The organism is Aeribacillus sp. JST-2 (assembly GCF_056032925.1).
In genome coordinates, this window is record NZ_JBVVUU010000001.1 from 89,195 (window position 1) to 107,529 (window position 18,335).

The following is an 18,335-nucleotide window of genomic DNA, read 5'->3' on the forward strand; positions in this document are numbered from 1 at the left end:
GCTGCAAAGGGGTCGCAAAAGTGTATGCGGATTTTGTATACATTTTCGCAAAAAAACCTCTTTGCGCCTCATTGGGCCAAAGAGGTTTTTTTGTGGGTTATCTTAATGGGAGGAATAAAAGATGAAAAAAGATATTGTATTAGATGTTCATGATAAACCGGATTTTTTCACATGGATCGCTCTCAGCTTCCAGCATTTGTTTGCCATGTTTGGAGCAACGATTCTCGTACCGTTTTTAGTCAAAATTGATCCTTCTGTTGCTTTGATTTCCAGCGGCCTTGGCACACTCGCATTTATTTTCATCACAAAAGGAAAAGTGCCAGCATATGTTGGCTCCTCCTTTGCCTTCATCACACCATTAATTGCGGCTAAAGCTGCCGGCGGTGTAGGATCAGCGATGATCGGCAGCTTTTTGGCAGGGTTCGTTTACGGGGTTGTCGCGCTTATGATCAAAAAGACAGGTTATCAATGGATTATGAAATTACTTCCAACTGTTGTCGTCGGACCGGTAATCATGGTAATCGGACTTGGCCTTTCATCAACCGCTGTGAGTATGGCCATGAATGATTCTAACGGCCAGTACAGCATGCTCCACTTTTCAGCCGGTCTTGTGACACTTCTGATCACCATCACAGCAACGGCATTTTTTAAAGGATTTTTTAACTTAATCCCGGTATTAATCGGAATTATCGGCGGCTATATATACTCGCTTATAATCGGCATCGTCGACTTTCAAAAAGTGGTGGAAGCCAAATGGTTTCAGCTCCCGGACTTTATCATCCCGTTTGTTGACTATACACCAAATATTACAACTGACATCATTCTTCTGATGGTTCCGGTTGCGGTCGTGACATTATCCGAGCATATCGGTCACCAAATGCTGCTAAGCCAGGTAATTGGAAAAGATTTAATCAAAGATCCCGGACTTGCCCGCTCCATTTTCGGCGACGGAGCAGCAACGATGATCGCATCGCTTATCGGTGGACCGCCAAACACAACATACGGCGAAAATATCGGCGTTTTGGCCATCACAAGGATTTACAGTGTTTATGTCATTGCCGGTGCAGCCCTATTTGCGATCCTGTTTGGCTTCATTGGAAAAATATCCGCCTTGATCAGTTCGATACCATCTCCGGTAATGGGCGGCGTTTCCATTTTGCTCTTCGGGATTATCGCTTCTTCAGGATTAAGAATGATGATTGAGCATAAAGTCGATCTAAATGAAAAAAGAAACTTAATTATCACATCCGTCATCCTCGTAATAGGAATTGGCGAAGCGATGATTAAGTTTGGCGAAAGCTTCGAATTGCACGGAATGGCATTGGCTGCCATCATTGGAGTGATTTTAAACTTCGTGCTTCCAGGCAGAAAAGAAGAAGAAAGCTTATTTGAAAAAAATGAAGAAGAAACTGTAGCATAGCCATCACCTTTTAAAAAAGTCCAGAGAGGCTTTCAAGGGTGTGTAGACAAATCGAGCTTCGTCATTAGCTTGCACCCTGTCATGCCTTGGCAGGGTGTTTTTTTCTGAAATTGAAACGCCAATCGCTTTTACATAAAGGAAAGGGGAAGAAAGCGATGAAACATTTAGTGACAATGAACTCGCTGTCAAATGATGAGATTTTGGCCATCTTGGATGAAGCGGAACGGTTTAAAAAGGGGGAGCAATGGAAAGCCGGGGAGCAAACATTTATCGCCAACTTATTTTTTGAGCCGAGCACAAGAACGAGGTTTAGTTTTGAAACAGCCGAAAAAAAACTTGGACTTGACATTTTACATGTGGATGGAGCATCTTCAAGCATTCAAAAAGGAGAGTCATTGTACGATACGGTGAAAGCTTTAGAATCAATCGGTGTGCAGGCGGTCGTTATTCGCCATCCGCAGGATCGGTATTTTGATGAACTCATCGGCCGTGTCAATGTATCCATTATAAATGCCGGCGATGGCTGCGGGCACCATCCGACGCAATGTTTGCTTGATTTGATGACGATTCGGGAAGAGTTTGGACATTTTAACGGATTGACGGTTTCCATCATCGGCGACATTCGCCACAGCCGCGTGGCTAGATCCGATGCAGAAGTGCTGACAAGGCTCGGAGCAACCGTATTGTTCTCTGGACCAGAAAAATTTCGGGATGACCGTAATCCTTATGGAACTTACGTATCAATTAATGAAGCAATCAAAGTGTCAGACGTTGTGATGCTTTTAAGAATCCAGCATGAACGCCACAGTGAAAAATGGTCGGCATCCCAATATTTGGAGCAGTACGGTTTGACGAAAGAACGAGAAAGAATGATGAAGGATCATGCCATTATCATGCACCCAGCTCCTGTCAACAGAGGAATTGAAATCGACGGCGATTTAGTGGAGTGCAGCCGATCGCGAATTTTTAAACAGATGGAAAACGGCGTATTTGTCCGCATGGCAGTCGTAAAACAGGCGCTTGAAAGGAAAGCACAAAAGGGGGAGACGAAACATGTCCATTCTATTTAAAAATGCGTTATTGCTCAATGAACAAGGTGGGTTGGCAAAACGGGATGTTCTCGTTGAAGACAGATTCGTGAAACAAATCTCGGAAAACATTGTTGCGGAAACAGCTGATGTGATAGATTGCAGGGAAAAGCTTCTTTCCCATGGATTCATTGATCTTCACGTCCATCTGCGCGAACCGGGCGGTGAAGCAAAAGAGACAATCGCCACCGGAACGCTTGCTGCGGCAAAAGGAGGCTTTACAACCGTTGCTTCCATGCCGAATACGAAGCCTCCTCTTGATACGAGAGAAAAAATGATCGATATGCAAAAACGAGTGAAAGAAACAGCAAAAGTCCGCGTTCTGCCCTATGCAGCGATCACACTTGAGCAAAAAGGAAATGAATTAACGGATTTTGACGCATTAAAAGCGGAAGGAGCTTTTGCCTTTACGGATGACGGTGTCGGCGTCCAATCGGCCGGAATGATGTTTCAAGCAATGAAAAAAGCAGCGGAGAAAGGATATACAATTGTCGCTCATTGTGAAGACAATACCCTAATCAACGGCGGATCTTTCCATGATGGAGTGTTTGCGAAAAATCAAGGAATATCCGGTATTCCATCTGTATGTGAATCCGTCCAAATCGCAAGAGACGTTCTGCTGGCAGAAGCGAGCGGCTGCCATTACCACGTGTGCCATATTAGCACAAAAGAATCCGTCAGAACCGTCAGAGACGCCAAAAAAGCCGGCATTCATGTGACATGCGAAGTGACGCCGCATCATCTCCTTTTATGTGATGAAGATATTCCGGGGCTTGATCCGAACTTTAAAATGAATCCGCCGCTTAGAGGCAGGGAAGACAAGAAAGCATTGATCGAAGGACTGTTGGATGGAACGATTGATTTTATTGCCACGGATCATGCGCCGCATACGATGGCTGAAAAATCTTTAGGGTTTGATAAGGCGCCGTTTGGAATCGTTGGCTTGGAAACCGCCTTTCCTCTTTTGTACACCCATTTTGTTGAACGAAACATTTTTACATTGAAGCAGCTTGTTGATTGGCTGACGGTAAAGCCTGCTAGAGCTTTTAACTTGAACATGGGGGAACTAAAAGAAGGCGTTGCTGCAGATTTAACGCTCATCGATTTGCATGAAGAACAAAGAATAGACGCTGGGACGTTTGCCTCAAAAGGGAAAAATACGCCTTTTAACGGTTGGAACGCCAAAGGCTGGCCTGTTTTAACAATGGTGGACGGCAAGATCGTATGGAAAAGGGGAGAGTGATGAATATGAAACGGCAATTGGTGCTTGAAAATGGAGAGGTTTTTATCGGCGATCGCTTTGGAAGCGATCGGGACATCGTTGGGGAAGTCGTTTTCACGACAGGAATGACCGGTTATCAAGAAACACTTTCAGATCCTTCATATTGCGGACAAATCGTAACGTTTACTTATCCATTGATCGGCAATTACGGAATCAACCGCGACGATTTTGAGACGATCCGCCCTTTCATAAATGGAATGATTGTGAAGGAAGCTTGTGAAAAGCCTTCCAACTGGAGAAGTTTATCTTCAATCAATGACTTTCTCATAGAAAACAATATTCCAGGAATCAGTGGAATCGATACAAGAAGGCTAACAAGAATTATCCGCAACCACGGAACGCTAAAAGGTGCAATCTGTTCAGCCGAGGCGGATCCACTACAAGTGGCTGAGAAACTAAAAGAAACGGAGCTTCCACACAATCAAGTGGAAATTGTGTCGACGAAAAGACCTTATCAAAGTCCCGGAAGAGGAAAAAGAGTGGTCGTTGTCGATTTTGGCATGAAGCATGGAATCTTAAGAGAATTAAACAGGCGCCATTGCGACTCGATCATCGTCCCATATGATACAACTGCGGAGGAAATATTGCGGTTGAAACCTGACGGCGTTTTGCTTACAAACGGACCGGGGGATCCGCAAAACGTTCCAGAGGCAATTGAAATGCTGCGCCATTTGATCGGAAAAACCCCTATCTTTGGTATTTGTTTAGGACATCAGCTGCTCGCTTTAGCGTGTGGTGCAAAAACGGAAAAATTAAAATTCGGCCATCGCGGTTCGAACCATCCAGTGAAAGATTTAAAAACGGGCAAAGTGTACATGACTTCACAAAACCACGGCTTTGCGGTAAGCATCGAATCCTTAGGGAATACAGAACTGGAAGTCACACATGTGGCACTGAATGACGGGACGGTTGAAGGATTAAGACATCGTGTGCATCCTGCTTTCACCGTTCAATACCATCCGGAAGCATCGCCGGGGCCTGAGGATGCCAATCCTTTGTTCGATCAATTTATGGAGCTAATGGAAAAGACAGCCCAAAGGGGGAATCTCAATGCCTAAGAGGAAAGATATCCACAAAATTTTAGTGATCGGCTCAGGTCCGATCATCATCGGGCAAGCGGCGGAATTCGATTATTCGGGAACACAAGCCTGCTTGGCGTTAAAAGAGGAAGGATATGAAGTGGTTCTTGTCAACTCCAATCCTGCCACCATCATGACGGATACGGAAATTGCCGACAAAGTGTATATGGAGCCGCTCACACCAAGTTTTGTCGCCAAAATCATCCGCAAGGAAAGGCCTGATGCCATTTTGCCGACGCTCGGCGGACAAACAGGTTTAAACTTGGCTGTTGAGCTTCATAATATGGGTGTTTTGCAAGAGTGCGGTGTTGAAATGTTAGGAACGAAGCTTTCAGCCATTCAAAAAGCTGAAGACCGTGAATTGTTCCGCGAGCTTATGAAGGAGCTGAATGAACCGGTGCCGGAAAGCACCATCATTCATGAGCTTGAAGAAGCGTTTCGCTTTGTGGAACAAGTCGGGTATCCTGTCATCGTCCGCCCTGCCTTTACACTTGGAGGGACCGGCGGCGGCATTTGCACGAATGAAGAAGAACTGATGGAAATTGTTGCAAACGGCTTAAAGCTCAGCCCTGTTCATCAATGCCTGCTTGAAAAAAGCATTGCCGGCTACAAAGAAATCGAATATGAAGTAATGAGGGACTCAAAAGACAACAAGATCGTTGTCTGCAACATGGAAAATATAGATCCTGTCGGCATTCATACAGGCGACTCGATTGTTGTCGCTCCAAGCCAAACGCTTTCCGACAGAGAATACCAGCTGCTTAGAAACGTTTCGTTAAAAATTATCGGCGCACTTGGCATTGAAGGCGGCTGCAACGTTCAACTTGCCCTTGATCCTGATAGTTTTCAATATTACGTCATCGAAGTGAACCCGCGGGTGAGCCGCTCATCCGCACTTGCATCAAAAGCGACGGGGTACCCGATTGCCAAGCTCGCTGCCAAAATTGCGGTTGGTTTGACGCTGGATGAGATCATTAATCCGGTAACAGGGAAAACATATGCCTGCTTTGAACCAGCCCTTGATTATGTTGTCACGAAAATACCGCGATGGCCGTTTGACAAATTTGAATCAGCCAACCGTGTTTTGGGAACGCAAATGAAAGCAACCGGTGAAGTCATGGCGATCGGCCGCACGTTTGAAGAATCGTTGTTAAAAGCTGTTCGTTCGCTCGAGGCAAACGTCTACCATTTGACATTGAAAGAACAAGACGTTTCAGATGAAATGATCGAAAAGAGAATCCGCAAAGCAGGAGATGAGCGGATCTTTTACATCGCGGAAGCGCTGAGAAGAGGCATTTCCGTTGAACAAATTCACCAATGGAGCAAAATCGACCGCTTTTTCTTAAATAAAATAAACAACATTATCGAATATGAGCAAGAACTGAAAAAATTTCCGTTTGATGAAAAAGTGTTGAAAAAAGCAAAACAGCTCGGCTTTTCGGACCATTTTATCGCTTCTTTATGGAACACAGAAGAATTGGCAGTTTACGAGTTTCGGAAAAAACAAGGAATTGTTCCTGTTTACAAAATGGTTGATACGTGTGCAAGCGAATTTGAATCCGAGACACCTTACTTTTACGGCACGTATGAAGAAGAAAATGAATCGATTGCGACTGATCGAGAAAGTGTTGTTGTTTTAGGTTCAGGGCCGATTCGAATCGGGCAAGGAATTGAGTTCGACTATGCAACAGTCCACTCTGTTTGGGCGATCCGTGAAGCAGGATATGAAGCAATCATTATCAACAACAATCCTGAAACGGTATCGACTGATTTCAGCATTTCCGACAAACTGTATTTTGAACCGTTGACGATCGAAGATGTCATGCACATTATCGATTTGGAACAGCCAGTTGGCGTTGTCGTCCAATTCGGCGGGCAAACGGCGATCAATTTGGCAGGAGAGCTGGCAAGAAGAGGCGTTAAAATTTTAGGAACGAGCTTGGAAAATTTAGATCGGGCCGAAGACCGCGATAAGTTTGAACAAGTTCTTGAATTCTTGCAAATACCCCAGCCTGTCGGGAAAACGGCTCTATCCGTGGCGGAAGCGGTGGAAATTGCAGAGGAAATCGGCTATCCGGTGCTTGTCCGCCCTTCTTATGTGCTCGGCGGCCGGGCGATGGAAATTGTCTACCATAAGGAAGAATTGCTGCATTATATGGAACATGCAGTAAAAATCAATCCGGAACATCCTGTTTTAATAGATCAATATTTAACAGGAATAGAAGTGGAAGTTGATGCGATTTCAGACGGTGAACATGTGATCATTCCGGGCATTATGGAGCATATTGAGAGAGCTGGAGTGCACTCAGGGGACTCCATCGCGGTGTACCCGCCGCAAACGCTATCTGATGATTTGAAAGCAGAAATTGTGGACTATACCATCCGTTTGGCAAAAGGGCTAAAGATTGTCGGACTGTTAAACATTCAATTTGTGATTGCGGATGGGCGGGTATACGTATTGGAAGTGAATCCAAGATCAAGCCGGACGGTTCCGTTTTTAAGCAAAATTACGGGAATTCCGATGGCCAAGCTGGCGACAAAAGCGATACTCGGTACAAGCTTGCCGGAACTCGGGCATAAAACAGGACTTGCTAAAGAACCGAACGGTGTATTTGTGAAAGTGCCGGTATTTTCTTTTGCCAAATTGCGGCGAGTAGATATTACACTTGGACCGGAAATGAAATCGACCGGGGAAGTCATCGGAAAGGACGCCACCTTTGAAAAGGCTCTTTATAAAGGGTTTGTGGCAGCGGGCACGAATATTGACGAGCACGGATCAGTGCTGCTTACGATTGCTGATAAGGACAAAAATGAGGCTTTAGAAATTGCGGGCAGATTTCGCAATATCGGCTATCAGCTCTTGGCGACAGAAGGAACTGCGAAATTTTTAGAAAAGAACGGCATCAAAGCAAAAGTTGTCAGTAAAATCGGATCACGCGGCGATAACATTTTGGATGTGATTCGCAATGGAAAAGCGCAATTTGTCATCAACACGCTGACGAAGGGCAAGCAGCCTGAACGCGACGGTTTCCGAATTAGAAGGGAATCGGTTGAAAACGGTGTGCCGTGCCTGACTTCTCTAGACACAGCAAGAGCAATTTTGCGCGTGCTGGAGTCGATGGCTTTTGCAGTCGAAAATCTCCCTGAACAAAACAAGTAAAGAAGGTGGTTCGATGATCCAAGATTGGATGGAAATCATCAGCAATAAACGAATAGCCCGCAATATTTTTAAAATGGAATTAAAAGGAGAACTTGTTCAAAACATTGCACGCCCGGGACAATTTGTTCACATGAAAGTGGACGAGAGTTTTGATCTGTTGTTAAGAAGACCGATCAGCATTGCCGCATACAATGCCGAAAAAAGCACAATGACATTGATTTACCGGGCAGAAGGCGCCGGAACGAAAAGATTATCCAAAAAAAAAGCAAATGAGTTTCTTGATGTTTTCGGGCCGCTTGGAAACGGATTCCCTGTCGAAGAAGCGAAAGCGGGGGAAAAAGCGCTGATTGTCGGCGGCGGCATCGGCGTCCCCCCTCTTTATGAATTGTCGAAACAGCTTGTGCAAAAAGGAATCGAGGTTGTTCATGTATTAGGATTCCAAACAAATGACGCGGTGTTTTATGAACAAGAGTTCAAGGAGTTGGGCAAAACGTTTGTGGCAACTATCGATGGCACATTCGGCATAAAAGGAACCGTCATGGATATCATCAACGAACAAGACTTTCCATTTGACACGCTCTATACATGCGGACCAACTCCAATGTTAAGGGCAATAGAAGAAGCGTTTCCTCATAAAAAAGTGTTTTTATCCTTGGAAGAAAGAATGGGCTGCGGGATCGGTGCATGCTTTGCCTGCGTCTGCCATACGAAAGCCGATCCCAATGGATCTGGCTATAAAAAAATCTGCACCGACGGGCCTGTTTTTCGTGCAGGGGAGGTGGCGTATGAATGTTAACGGTTAAGCTTCCTGGACTTGAATTAAAAAACCCGATTATGCCGGCATCAGGATGCTTCGGATTTGGCCGCGAATTTGCGAAGCTTTACGATTTATCAAAGCTTGGCGCGATCATGATAAAAGCAACAACGCTAAAACCGCGCTTCGGAAATCCAACACCAAGGGTAGCGGAAACGCCGTCGGGAATGCTAAATGCAATCGGATTGCAAAATCCCGGATTAAAAAAAGTGGTGGAAGAAGAACTTCCTTGGCTTTCTCAATTTGATGTTCCCGTCATTGCCAATATTGCCGGCTCCACTGTCGAAGAATATGTGGAAGTGGCTAAAGAAATCAGCAAATCGCCGAATGTCAATGCGCTTGAACTGAACATCTCCTGTCCGAACGTCAAAGAAGGGGGCATAACGTTCGGAACGGTTCCTGAAGTAGCCGGACATTTAACGGAAGCTGTGAAAAACGTTTCTTCTGTTCCTGTTTATGTCAAACTTTCGCCAAATGTAACAGACATTGTCGCCATGGCAAAAGCGGTGGAAAAAGCGGGGGCAGACGGAATTACAATGATCAACACGCTCCTCGGCATGCGGATCGATGTGAAAACAGGCCGGTCGATTATTGCCAATTGCACAGGGGGGCTTTCTGGTCCAGCTGTCAAACCGATTGCCATTCGCATGATCTATCAAGTTTCCCAACATGTTGATATCCCGATCATTGGCATGGGAGGCATCATCAGTGTGGAGGACTGCATCGAATTTTTCCTTGCAGGTGCAAGCGCGGTGGCCATTGGAACGGCCAACTTTGTCAATCCCTACGTTTGCGTTGAACTGATTGAAGAATTGCCGAAAAAATTGCAAGAATTAGGATATCGTCACGTAACAGAATGTATTGGAAGGAGTTGGAAGAATGAAACAACGCCCTCTCATTCTCGCCCTTGATTTTGCAAACAAAGCGAAAGCTTTACAATTTTTGCAGCATTTTCATGAGCCTTTATTCGTCAAAGTCGGGATGGAGTTGTTTTTTCAAGAAGGGCCTTCGATCATCGAAGTTTTAAAACAAGATGGGCATCACATTTTTCTTGATTTAAAACTGCATGATATTCCAAACACTGTAAAACAAACGATGAAAGGGCTTGCCAAGCTGGGGGCAGATCTGATCACGATTCATGCCGGCGGCGGAAGGAAAATGATGGAGGCTGCAATGGAAGGGATTGAAGCGGGGATGAACAGTGGAAATAACAACCGCCCGATGGTTGTTGCCGTCACGCAGTTGACAAGCACATCCCCCGAAATGCTCGCAAATGAACTGTTGATTGAAAAACCATTGCATAAAACCGTTTTGCATTATGCGGAAAATGCCAAAAAAAGTGGTGTTGATGGAGTTGTATGCTCCGTTCATGAAGTTCAGGAAATAAAAAAAGTGTGCGGAGAAAGTTTTTTTACGGTTACACCCGGTATCCGGCTTGAAAAAGATCATGCCGATGATCAAGTGCGGGTTTCCACGCCGAAATTTGCCAGAGAACAAGGTTCAGATGCGATTGTAGTCGGCCGAACGATTACGAAAGCGAAAGATCCTTATCAAGCCTATCAAGAGGTCAAGAAGGAATGGGAGGATATGAAAAATGAAAAGAGAGATTGCAAAACATTTGCTTGAAATTGGTGCAGTTTTTCTTCGGCCAAATGAGCCGTTCACATGGGCAAGCGGCATTCGTTCACCGATTTATTGTGATAACCGCCTTACCCTTTCTTATCCAAAGATTAGGAAAGCAATTTACCAAGGGTTGGCCAAACTGGTCAAAGAGCAATTTCCTGAAGCTGAATTGATTGCCGGGACCGCTACGGCAGGAATTCCTCATGCTGCTTTAGTTGCAGAGGAAATGGAGCTTGCCATGTGCTACGTTCGGAGCAAACCGAAGGATCATGGGCAAGGCAATCAAATTGAAGGGAAGGTGGAAAAAGGACAAAAGGTCGTTGTCATTGAAGATTTAATATCCACCGGAGCCAGCTCTTTAAAAGCAGCGGAAGCGTTGAAAAAGGCGGGAGCGATCGTGCTTGGCGTTGCAGCCATTTTTACGTATAACCTGCCAAAAGGGAAGGAAAACTTTCGCGAAGCGAACATGCCGTTCTACACGTTAAGCGACTACAACACGTTAATTGAAGTCGCATTGGAAATGGGAAAAATCACAGAAGCTGATCTTGAACGGTTAAATTTATGGCGTGAAAATCCTGAAAGCAGCACTTGGTTCAAAAATTAGAGAAAATATTCCTCCTTTTAAGGAAGCACATTCTCTTTTTTTAAAATAGTTAATTCCTATCAAAAAACTCGGGTTGACTTTTAATAAAATTATGATAAAATGTGAAATCATAGCACGTTCTTCAAAAAGGATGTTTGATCAAAAAACGTCTGTTATACATATGGAATCCCATAAAAATTCCGTTGAAAACCGCTGACTAGCGCCGCTAGAAGCGGTTTCCGACCTTTCATTGAACGGGCTTGAGTGCTTTAAAAGGGGGAAAGGATATGCTTACGTACGAAACTTGGGCTGAACCAGAATTGGAATTTGATGAACAATCGGAAACAAAAGGCGCCCTTGAAGTATTGGAATGGGCCTATTCCACCTATAAAGATGAAATTGTTTATTCATGCAGCTTTGGCATTGAAGGCATTGTGCTGATTGATTTAATTTCCAAGGTGAATCCGACTGCCCATATTGTTTTTCTTGATACAGGATTGCATTTCAAAGAAACTTATGAATGTATTGAAAAAGTGAAAGAGCGTTATCCCGCTTTAAACATTGAAATGAAAAAACCTAAATTGACATTGGAGGAACAGAAACAGCAATATGGCGATAAGCTATGGGAAACTAACCCCAATCTTTGCTGTCATCTGCGCAAAGTAGTTCCGTTAAAGGAAGCTTTGGACAATGTCAAAGCTTGGATTTCAGGATTAAGAAGGGAACAATCGCCTACCCGAAAACATATAAATTATATAAATAAGGATGAAAAATTTAACAAAATTAAAATTTGTCCACTCATTCATTGGACTTGGAAAGAAGTTTGGCGTTACGCATATAAGCACGATCTCCCTTACATTGTCTTGCATGATCAAGGGTATCCATCAATCGGCTGCCAGCCTTGCACTCAACCGGCTATTAATCTTGAAGATCTCCGCTCAGGAAGATGGGTCGGGCATAATAAACTTGAGTGCGGACTACATGAAAATACGAGCGTGACAAAATAATGGTGGAGCTGGCGATTTTTTTCAGTTGTTTATTTGCTTTAAATATTGGAGGAAGCGGTGCTGCGGCTGCCATGGGGGTCTCATACGGCTCAGGCGCTGTCAAAAAAATTTCGACCGCTCTCATCATATGTGCTGTTGGGATTTTTCTAGGAGCTTGGATTGGCGGAGGCGAAGTAGTAAAGACTATCGGTTCCGGCATCATTAACAGCGATTTGCTTTCGGTTGAAATTGTCGTTATCATTTTAGCTTCGGCGACGCTTTCATTGTTCATTGCCAATATCGCCGGCATTCCTTTATCAACGAGCGAGGTAACCGTTGGGGCGGTTGTTGGCATTGGCGTAGCTTATCAATCTGTATTTATTGGAAATTTATTTTCGATCGTCGCATTATGGATCGTGATTCCATTCATCGCTTTTCTAATAACCCTATTGCTGCAAACAACGGTCAATGTCTTTTTGAACAGCAAAATTGGGGTAAATTCAGTTTTTCTTTCGGTTCTCTTAACGGTGACGGGTTTTTTTGAAGCATTTTCTGCCGGGATGAACAATGTTGCCAATGCAGTTGGCCCGCTTGTCGGTGCTGGAATTATGTCTGAGGGAAATGGCATTCTTCTTGGAGCCTTGTTTGTGTCGCTTGGTGTGCTGCTTTTGGGCAGGAACGTATTGATCACAAATGGAAAGCGGATTACTCAATTTTCCAAAATAGAAGGAATCACCATTTCCGCTACCGGAGCGATCTTAGTGATCATTGCTTCAATTTTTGGAATCCCTGTTCCAATGACGCAAATAACGACATCTTCTATATTAGGAATTGGTTTTGCCAATGAAGGAAAAGGTGTATTTCGAAAAGATATCGTGAAACGATTGCTGAAAATTTGGATTGTCTCTCCGCTTATTTCATTGATCATCTCGTATTCGATTGTGCAGGCTTTTATATTTTCCAACTGGTATTCGTTCATCGTTGTCATTATTGTCTTTGTCGCAACAATAGTAGGAATCAGTTTGTCAACTTCCATCAAAAAATTTTTTACAACAAAAGCCTAGTAATTAAATAAGAATTTAGGGGGAATAAAAGTGAGTATTGCACCACATGGAGGAACCTTAATTAACCGCTATAATCCTAACTATGATTATTCCAATATTCAGGAAGCTGTGGAGCTGGATAATATTGCTCTTTCTGACCTAGAATTAATTGGGATTGGTGCATTCAGTCCGTTAACAGGATTTATGACAGAAAAAGATTATCATAGTGTTGTAGAAAACATGCGCCTTTCAAACGGAATCGTTTGGAGCATTCCGGTTGCGCTGCCCGTTGAAAAAGAGCAAGCGGACCGCATCAACATTGGGGATGAAGTGAAACTGACATTTTCCGGAGAAGTATACGGCGTCATAAAAGTTTCCGATAAATATCAACCGGATAAACAAAAAGAAGCCGAATATGTTTACCGCACAAAAGAGGAACAACATCCTGGCGTGGCGAAATTATATGAACGTCCGCCTGTTTACCTCGGCGGGGAAATTGTGCTGGTGAAAAAAACAAAAAAACCGTTTCCGAATGAAACATATGAACCTGCCGAATCAAGAGCAGCGTTTGAACGTCTGGGCTGGAACACCATTGTTGGCTTCCAAACGAGAAATCCTGTGCACAGAGCCCATGAGTATATACAAAAAACGGCGCTGGAAACCGTTGACGGATTATTTTTGCAGCCGCTCGTCGGTGAGACGAAAAAAGATGATATTCCGGCGGACATCCGCATGAAGAGCTATCGTGTGCTTTTGGAAAATTACTATCCGAAGGAGCGCGTTCTTCTCGGCGTTTTCCCGGCCGCAATGCGGTATGCAGGACCGCGCGAGGCTATTTTCCATGCAATCGTTCGAAAAAATTACGGTTGCACCCATTTCATTGTCGGCCGGGATCATGCAGGAGTCGGAAATTATTATGGAACATATGATGCGCAAAAAATCTTTTCCAATTTTACAAAAGAAGAATTGGAAATTACGCCGTTATTTTTCGAACACAGCTTCTATTGCAAAAAATGCGACGGTATGGCATCCCATAAAACATGTCCTCATACTGACGCAGACCGGGTCATTTTGTCGGGAACAAAAGTAAGGGAAAAATTGAGAAACGGCGAGCCACTGCCAGGCACTTTCAGCCGTCCAGAAGTAGTGGAAGTGCTCGTGAGCGGTTTGCGGCAAGAAGCATTAAACAAATGAGGTGAATAAGGGTGACAGCAAGTAATATTGTTTGGCATGACCAATCCGTAACAAAAGAGGAGCGCCGGAAAAAATGGGGGCATCACAGCTTTGTTCTGTGGTTTACCGGGCTTTCCGGCTCCGGCAAATCCACGTTGGCAAACGCATTGAATCAAAAATTGTTTGCTGAAAATATACCGTCATATGTTTTGGACGGAGACAACATTCGCCACGGTTTAAACAAAGATTTGGGGTTTTCGGAAAGTGACCGGAAGGAAAACATCCGACGCATAGGAGAAGTAGCAAAGCTTTTTGTGGATAGCGGCCAAGTCGTACTAACCGCCTTTATCTCTCCGTACAGGGCTGACCGGGAAATGGTGCGAAATTTGCTGGAGGCAGACGAATTTGTTGAAATATATGTAAAATGTTCTTTATCAGAATGTGAAAAACGGGATCCTAAAGGATTATACAAAAAAGCAAGAAGCGGGAAAATTAAAAATTTCACGGGAATTGACGATCCGTACGAAGAGCCGGAAAATCCGGAAATTGTTGTTGACTCCGAAACATTGTCAGTGGAAGAAAGCGTTGATTACATTTTCAATTATTTGAAGAACCGAAAATTCATCTAATACTTAGCAAATGGGGGAATTTTGATGGCTTATGAAAAAGTGTGGGCAAACAATGAAAACCTCAACAAAGTAGAATTGAAAAAACTTGAAAAAGACGGTTTGGACATTTTGAATGATATCGATACGTTTGCGAAAAACGGGTTTGCTTCCATTCCGGAAGAAGAATGGGATTTGCTCAAATTTGCAGGACTTTACTTGCAGCGCCCGAAAAAAGACGGCTATTTCATGATGCGCGTAAAAGTTCCAACCGGAATTTTAAACAATGATCAAATTGTCGCTCTTGCTGGAATTTCCCGCGATTTTGGCCGCAATCTTTTTGATATTACAACCCGTCAAGCCATTCAATTTCATTGGCTTGAAATCGAAAATGTTCCGGAAATTTACAAACGTTTAGAAGAAGTCGGCTTGACAACTGTCGGCGCCTGCGGTGATATAGCTCGAAATATAATCGGAAATCCTCTCGCCGGCATCGATCCGGATGAATTGATTGATACAGTGCCGATTGTTCAGGAAGTTCATAAATTTTTCCATAAAAATAAAGATTTCTCGAATTTGCCGAGAAAATATAAAATTTCAATAAGCGGCAGCCTTTACAATTCCGGCCACGCGCAAATAAACGATCTAGCATTTACTCCTGCAACAAAAGTTATCGACGGTGAACTTGTGAAAGGATTTCATGTAAAAGTAGGCGGCGGTTTATCATCGAAACCTTATTTAGCCCAGTTATTGAACATTTTTGTTACGCCGGACAAAGTGAAAGATGTTGCGATTGCCGTTACGACGATTTTCCGGGATTACGGCTATCGTGAAAAACGCCACCGCGCCCGTCTCAAATTTTTAGTGGCGGATTGGGGTGTGGAAAAATTCCAAGAAAAACTGCTTGAATTGACCGGTCCTCTTCCGGAAAAGGGGAACGATGAAATAAAAGGCTGGAATGCTGGATATTTCTACGGCGTCCATCCGCAAAAACAAAAAGGGTTAAATTACATCGGATTTAACGTTCCGCTTGGCAGACTATATGCTGACGAAGTGTTTGAGATTGCAAGAATCTCGCAAAAATACGGCAACGGCCAAATACGCACATGCAATTCGCAAAACTTTGTCATTCCGAATGTTCCGGACAATCAAGTGGAGGCCTTGCTAAGTGAAGAAATTTTCCAAAAAGGAAGAATTACCATTAAACCGAAATCGTTCGTCGGTTATGCAGTTTCTTGCACCGGTACAGAATTTTGCAACCTTGCTCTTGTTGAAACGAAAGAGCGGATGAAAACAATTGTCGAATATTTGGATAAAGAATTAGAACTGGATGTACCTATTCGAATGCACATCACAGGCTGCCCGAATTCCTGCGGTCAGCGGCACATTGCGGATATCGGCCTGCAAGGCGTTTTGATGAGAACAAAGGATAAAAAAATGGTCGATGCTTATGAAATTCATGTTGGCGGAACGCTTCTTGAAGGCGGTCGATTTAATGATAAATTGAAAGGGAAAATTGAAGCAGAGAAACTTCATTTTGTATTGAAAGAATTTCTGCAGTATTTTAAAGAAACGAAACTGCCTGGCGAAACCTTTTTAGAATACTACAACAGGGTTGGCATTGAGGCATTACAGACGAAGCTGGATGAGATTTTGGCACCCCTTGGCGCATAAACGAGGAGGAGATCATGAACTTATATCGCTTTCTTGTGCAGACAAAGGAACGGAAAATACCTGTTATCATCGCCGCCGAAACTGATCAAAAAGCGTTTGATCAAGTCGATATAGAGCTTGAAAAATTTTATTTAAAAGTGCTCGACATTGAGGATGTAACATTGTATGAAAAGAAAAAAATTCGAAAAAGCGCAGGATTTGTCATAGACGAAAGCGACCTGCCGCTCAGCACGTAACGGAGGGATCAGCATGGGAAAAGTATATATTGTCGGGGCCGGGCCGGGAGATCCGGAATTAATAACGTTAAAAGCGTTAAAAGCGATCCAAAAAGCGGACGTGATTTTATATGACCGGCTTGTCAACAAAGAGCTTCTGTCATTTGCCAAAAAAGAAGCTGATCTCATCTATTGCGGCAAGCTTCCAAACTACCATACGATGCGCCAAGAGACCATCAACAAGTTTTTGGTGAAATATGCCCAAGCCGGGAAAATTGTTACAAGGCTGAAAGGCGGCGACCCTTTCCTGTTCGGGAGAGGTGGGGAAGAGGCTGAGGTGCTCTTCCAAAAACGAATTCCGTTTGAGGTTATTCCTGGCGTTACCGCCGCTTCGGCCGCTTCCGCTTATGCGGGGATCCCTCTGACACACCGAAGCTTGAGCGCTTCCTGTGCGTTTATTACAGGACATCGAGCTGGGAGCGGCTATTCTGAAGAAGAAACGATCAGCTTGATGAGGGCGGCGGATACGATCGCCGTCTATATGGGGGTCAAGCATATACCGGACATCCAGCAAATGCTTATCATCAGCGGGAAAGACGAGCATACACCTGTGGCTTTTATTGAACGGGCGACAACGGAGGAACAGCGGACGGTGATTACTTCGATAAAAGAAATGGCTCAAACGGCTTGTGATGAAAGTATAACAAATCCGTGCATGATCATTATTGGGGAAGTTGTTCGTCTTCACGATCGCTTAAATTGGTTCGAAAAACATTTTAATAAAATGGAATATTCGACAGGTGCTTACTAATGAAAAAAGGTGTATTATATATTTTCCACGGCAGCCGATTGAAAGAATCGAAAGAAGAGGCTTTTAGTTTTTTTCAAGATGTAAAACGCGAAGTTCCCTATGAGATTCAAGAAATGTGTTTTCTCGAACTCGCAAAACCAACAGTCAAGGAAGGATTTGCTGCTTGTGTGGAGAAAGGAGCTGCCGATATTGCAGTAATTCCGGTGCTATTGTTGGCGGCCGGCCACGCCAAACAAGATATTCCTGCCATTCTTGCGGATTTGCAAGCGGATTATCCGGAAGCAAAGATTTTTTATGGCAACCCATTAGGTGTTGAAAATTTGATGGTACAAGCAGTCATTGACCGGATTCAAAACGTCTGGACAAGAAGCGCTAAGCGGACAAAAATCATTTTGATCGGCCGCGGCAGCCATGATGCCGAAATGAAACGCGACTTTGAAGCGATCGGCCGTATGCTTGAAGAAAAATTGGAAGTTGCAACAATTTGCTGTTATTTAACTGCTGCTTCCCCGCTTTTTCATAATGTAGTTCAATCCGTTCCGATGATGATGGAAGAAGAAATCATCATAGTTCCTTATTTATTGTTTAAAGGGCTTTTGTTAAAAGACGTCCAAAAAGAAGTCGAAGAATTGCAAAAGCAAACAGGCAAAAGCATTTTATTAACGGATCATATTGGCGATCATCCTGCCGTCAAAAAACTGCTTCGCTTAAGAGTGGAAGAAGCATTTTCATGAAAAAAACAAGGAAACCGGCTTTAAGTTCGGTTTCCTTGTTTTTAT

17 protein-coding genes are annotated in these 18,335 nt (G+C 43.8%); all 17 read left to right on the forward strand.

Annotated features, from left to right (window positions below):
- Positions 1–121 precede the first annotated feature (121 nt).
- Positions 122–1,420, forward strand: a complete 1,299-nt coding sequence (locus AC0KTX_RS00525) for a solute carrier family 23 protein (protein ID WP_474250268.1) — start codon at positions 122–124, stop codon at positions 1,418–1,420.
- A 155-nt stretch (positions 1,421–1,575) separates the two neighbouring features.
- Positions 1,576–2,490 carry an aspartate carbamoyltransferase catalytic subunit gene (locus tag AC0KTX_RS00530; protein WP_474250269.1) on the forward strand — a complete coding sequence of 305 codons (915 nt, stop codon included), beginning with the start codon at positions 1,576–1,578 and terminating at the stop codon, positions 2,488–2,490.
- On the forward strand, positions 2,474–3,751 hold the full coding sequence (locus AC0KTX_RS00535) for a dihydroorotase (RefSeq protein WP_474250270.1): 1,278 nt from the start codon (positions 2,474–2,476) through the stop codon (positions 3,749–3,751). Before AC0KTX_RS00530 ends, AC0KTX_RS00535 begins: the two co-directional genes overlap by 17 nt.
- 5 nt (positions 3,752–3,756) lie before the next feature.
- Positions 3,757–4,848, forward strand: a complete 1,092-nt coding sequence (locus tag AC0KTX_RS00540; protein WP_474250271.1) for a carbamoyl phosphate synthase small subunit — start codon at positions 3,757–3,759, stop codon at positions 4,846–4,848.
- On the forward strand, positions 4,841–8,029 hold the full coding sequence (gene carB, locus AC0KTX_RS00545) for a carbamoyl-phosphate synthase large subunit (protein ID WP_474250272.1): 3,189 nt from the start codon (positions 4,841–4,843) through the stop codon (positions 8,027–8,029). The genes AC0KTX_RS00540 and carB overlap by 8 nt, the downstream gene beginning before the upstream one ends.
- Positions 8,013–8,825 (forward strand): dihydroorotate dehydrogenase electron transfer subunit, encoded by an 813-nt coding sequence (locus tag AC0KTX_RS00550; protein ID WP_474250430.1) that lies wholly within the window; start codon positions 8,013–8,015, stop codon positions 8,823–8,825. Before carB ends, AC0KTX_RS00550 begins: the two co-directional genes overlap by 17 nt.
- Positions 8,819–9,754 (forward strand): dihydroorotate dehydrogenase, encoded by a 936-nt coding sequence (locus AC0KTX_RS00555; RefSeq protein WP_474250273.1) that lies wholly within the window; start codon positions 8,819–8,821, stop codon positions 9,752–9,754. Before AC0KTX_RS00550 ends, AC0KTX_RS00555 begins: the two co-directional genes overlap by 7 nt.
- Positions 9,723–10,469: an orotidine-5'-phosphate decarboxylase gene (pyrF, locus tag AC0KTX_RS00560; RefSeq protein ID WP_474250274.1), complete on the forward strand. Its 747-nt coding sequence runs from the start codon at positions 9,723–9,725 to the stop codon at positions 10,467–10,469. Before AC0KTX_RS00555 ends, pyrF begins: the two co-directional genes overlap by 32 nt.
- Complete coding sequence (gene pyrE, locus AC0KTX_RS00565) at positions 10,438–11,070, forward strand: orotate phosphoribosyltransferase (protein WP_474250275.1); 633 nt, start codon at positions 10,438–10,440, stop codon at positions 11,068–11,070. Before pyrF ends, pyrE begins: the two co-directional genes overlap by 32 nt.
- 266 nt (positions 11,071–11,336) lie before the next feature.
- Positions 11,337–12,056, forward strand: coding sequence for a phosphoadenylyl-sulfate reductase (locus AC0KTX_RS00570; protein WP_474250276.1), 720 nt, complete (start codon positions 11,337–11,339; stop codon positions 12,054–12,056).
- Complete coding sequence (locus tag AC0KTX_RS00575; RefSeq protein WP_474250277.1) at positions 12,056–13,099, forward strand: inorganic phosphate transporter; 1,044 nt, start codon at positions 12,056–12,058, stop codon at positions 13,097–13,099. Before AC0KTX_RS00570 ends, AC0KTX_RS00575 begins: the two co-directional genes overlap by 1 nt.
- 24 nt (positions 13,100–13,123) lie before the next feature.
- The gene (gene sat / locus AC0KTX_RS00580) at positions 13,124–14,272 is read left to right on the forward strand and encodes a sulfate adenylyltransferase (protein WP_474250431.1); all 1,149 of its coding nucleotides are present in this window, start codon (positions 13,124–13,126) and stop codon (positions 14,270–14,272) included.
- A gap of 11 nt (positions 14,273–14,283) precedes the next feature.
- The gene (cysC, locus tag AC0KTX_RS00585; protein WP_474250278.1) at positions 14,284–14,880 is read left to right on the forward strand and encodes an adenylyl-sulfate kinase; all 597 of its coding nucleotides are present in this window, start codon (positions 14,284–14,286) and stop codon (positions 14,878–14,880) included.
- A 24-nt stretch (positions 14,881–14,904) separates the two neighbouring features.
- Positions 14,905–16,530 (forward strand): nitrite/sulfite reductase, encoded by a 1,626-nt coding sequence (locus AC0KTX_RS00590; RefSeq protein WP_474250279.1) that lies wholly within the window; start codon positions 14,905–14,907, stop codon positions 16,528–16,530.
- Positions 16,531–16,544: 14 nt separating this feature from the next.
- Positions 16,545–16,766: a DUF3906 family protein gene (locus AC0KTX_RS00595; protein ID WP_474250280.1), complete on the forward strand. Its 222-nt coding sequence runs from the start codon at positions 16,545–16,547 to the stop codon at positions 16,764–16,766.
- Positions 16,767–16,779: 13 nt separating this feature from the next.
- A complete protein-coding gene (gene cobA, locus AC0KTX_RS00600) occupies positions 16,780–17,556 on the forward strand; it encodes a uroporphyrinogen-III C-methyltransferase (protein WP_474250281.1) in 777 nt (258 codons plus the stop codon).
- Positions 17,556–18,290, forward strand: a complete 735-nt coding sequence (locus AC0KTX_RS00605; protein ID WP_474250282.1) for a sirohydrochlorin chelatase — start codon at positions 17,556–17,558, stop codon at positions 18,288–18,290. Before cobA ends, AC0KTX_RS00605 begins: the two co-directional genes overlap by 1 nt.
- Positions 18,291–18,335 lie beyond the last annotated feature (45 nt).

Bases quoted from the DNA above. Each gene is read 5' to 3' on its own strand.
- AC0KTX_RS00525 (WP_474250268.1), top strand. From the start codon at position 122: ATGAAAAAAGATATTGTATTAGATGTTCATGATAAACCGGATTTTTTC.
- AC0KTX_RS00530 (WP_474250269.1), top strand. From the start codon at position 1,576: ATGAAACATTTAGTGACAATGAACTCGCTGTCAAATGATGAGATTTTG.
- AC0KTX_RS00535 (WP_474250270.1), top strand. From the start codon at position 2,474: ATGTCCATTCTATTTAAAAATGCGTTATTGCTCAATGAACAAGGTGGG.
- AC0KTX_RS00540 (WP_474250271.1), top strand. From the start codon at position 3,757: ATGAAACGGCAATTGGTGCTTGAAAATGGAGAGGTTTTTATCGGCGAT.
- carB (WP_474250272.1), top strand. From the start codon at position 4,841: ATGCCTAAGAGGAAAGATATCCACAAAATTTTAGTGATCGGCTCAGGT.
- AC0KTX_RS00555 (WP_474250273.1), top strand. From the start codon at position 8,819: ATGTTAACGGTTAAGCTTCCTGGACTTGAATTAAAAAACCCGATTATG.
- pyrF (WP_474250274.1), top strand. From the start codon at position 9,723: ATGAAACAACGCCCTCTCATTCTCGCCCTTGATTTTGCAAACAAAGCG.
- pyrE (WP_474250275.1), top strand. From the start codon at position 10,438: ATGAAAAGAGAGATTGCAAAACATTTGCTTGAAATTGGTGCAGTTTTT.
- AC0KTX_RS00570 (WP_474250276.1), top strand. From the start codon at position 11,337: ATGCTTACGTACGAAACTTGGGCTGAACCAGAATTGGAATTTGATGAA.
- AC0KTX_RS00575 (WP_474250277.1), top strand. From the start codon at position 12,056: ATGGTGGAGCTGGCGATTTTTTTCAGTTGTTTATTTGCTTTAAATATT.
- AC0KTX_RS00590 (WP_474250279.1), top strand. From the start codon at position 14,905: ATGGCTTATGAAAAAGTGTGGGCAAACAATGAAAACCTCAACAAAGTA.
- AC0KTX_RS00595 (WP_474250280.1), top strand. From the start codon at position 16,545: ATGAACTTATATCGCTTTCTTGTGCAGACAAAGGAACGGAAAATACCT.
- cobA (WP_474250281.1), top strand. From the start codon at position 16,780: ATGGGAAAAGTATATATTGTCGGGGCCGGGCCGGGAGATCCGGAATTA.
- AC0KTX_RS00605 (WP_474250282.1), top strand. From the start codon at position 17,556: ATGAAAAAAGGTGTATTATATATTTTCCACGGCAGCCGATTGAAAGAA.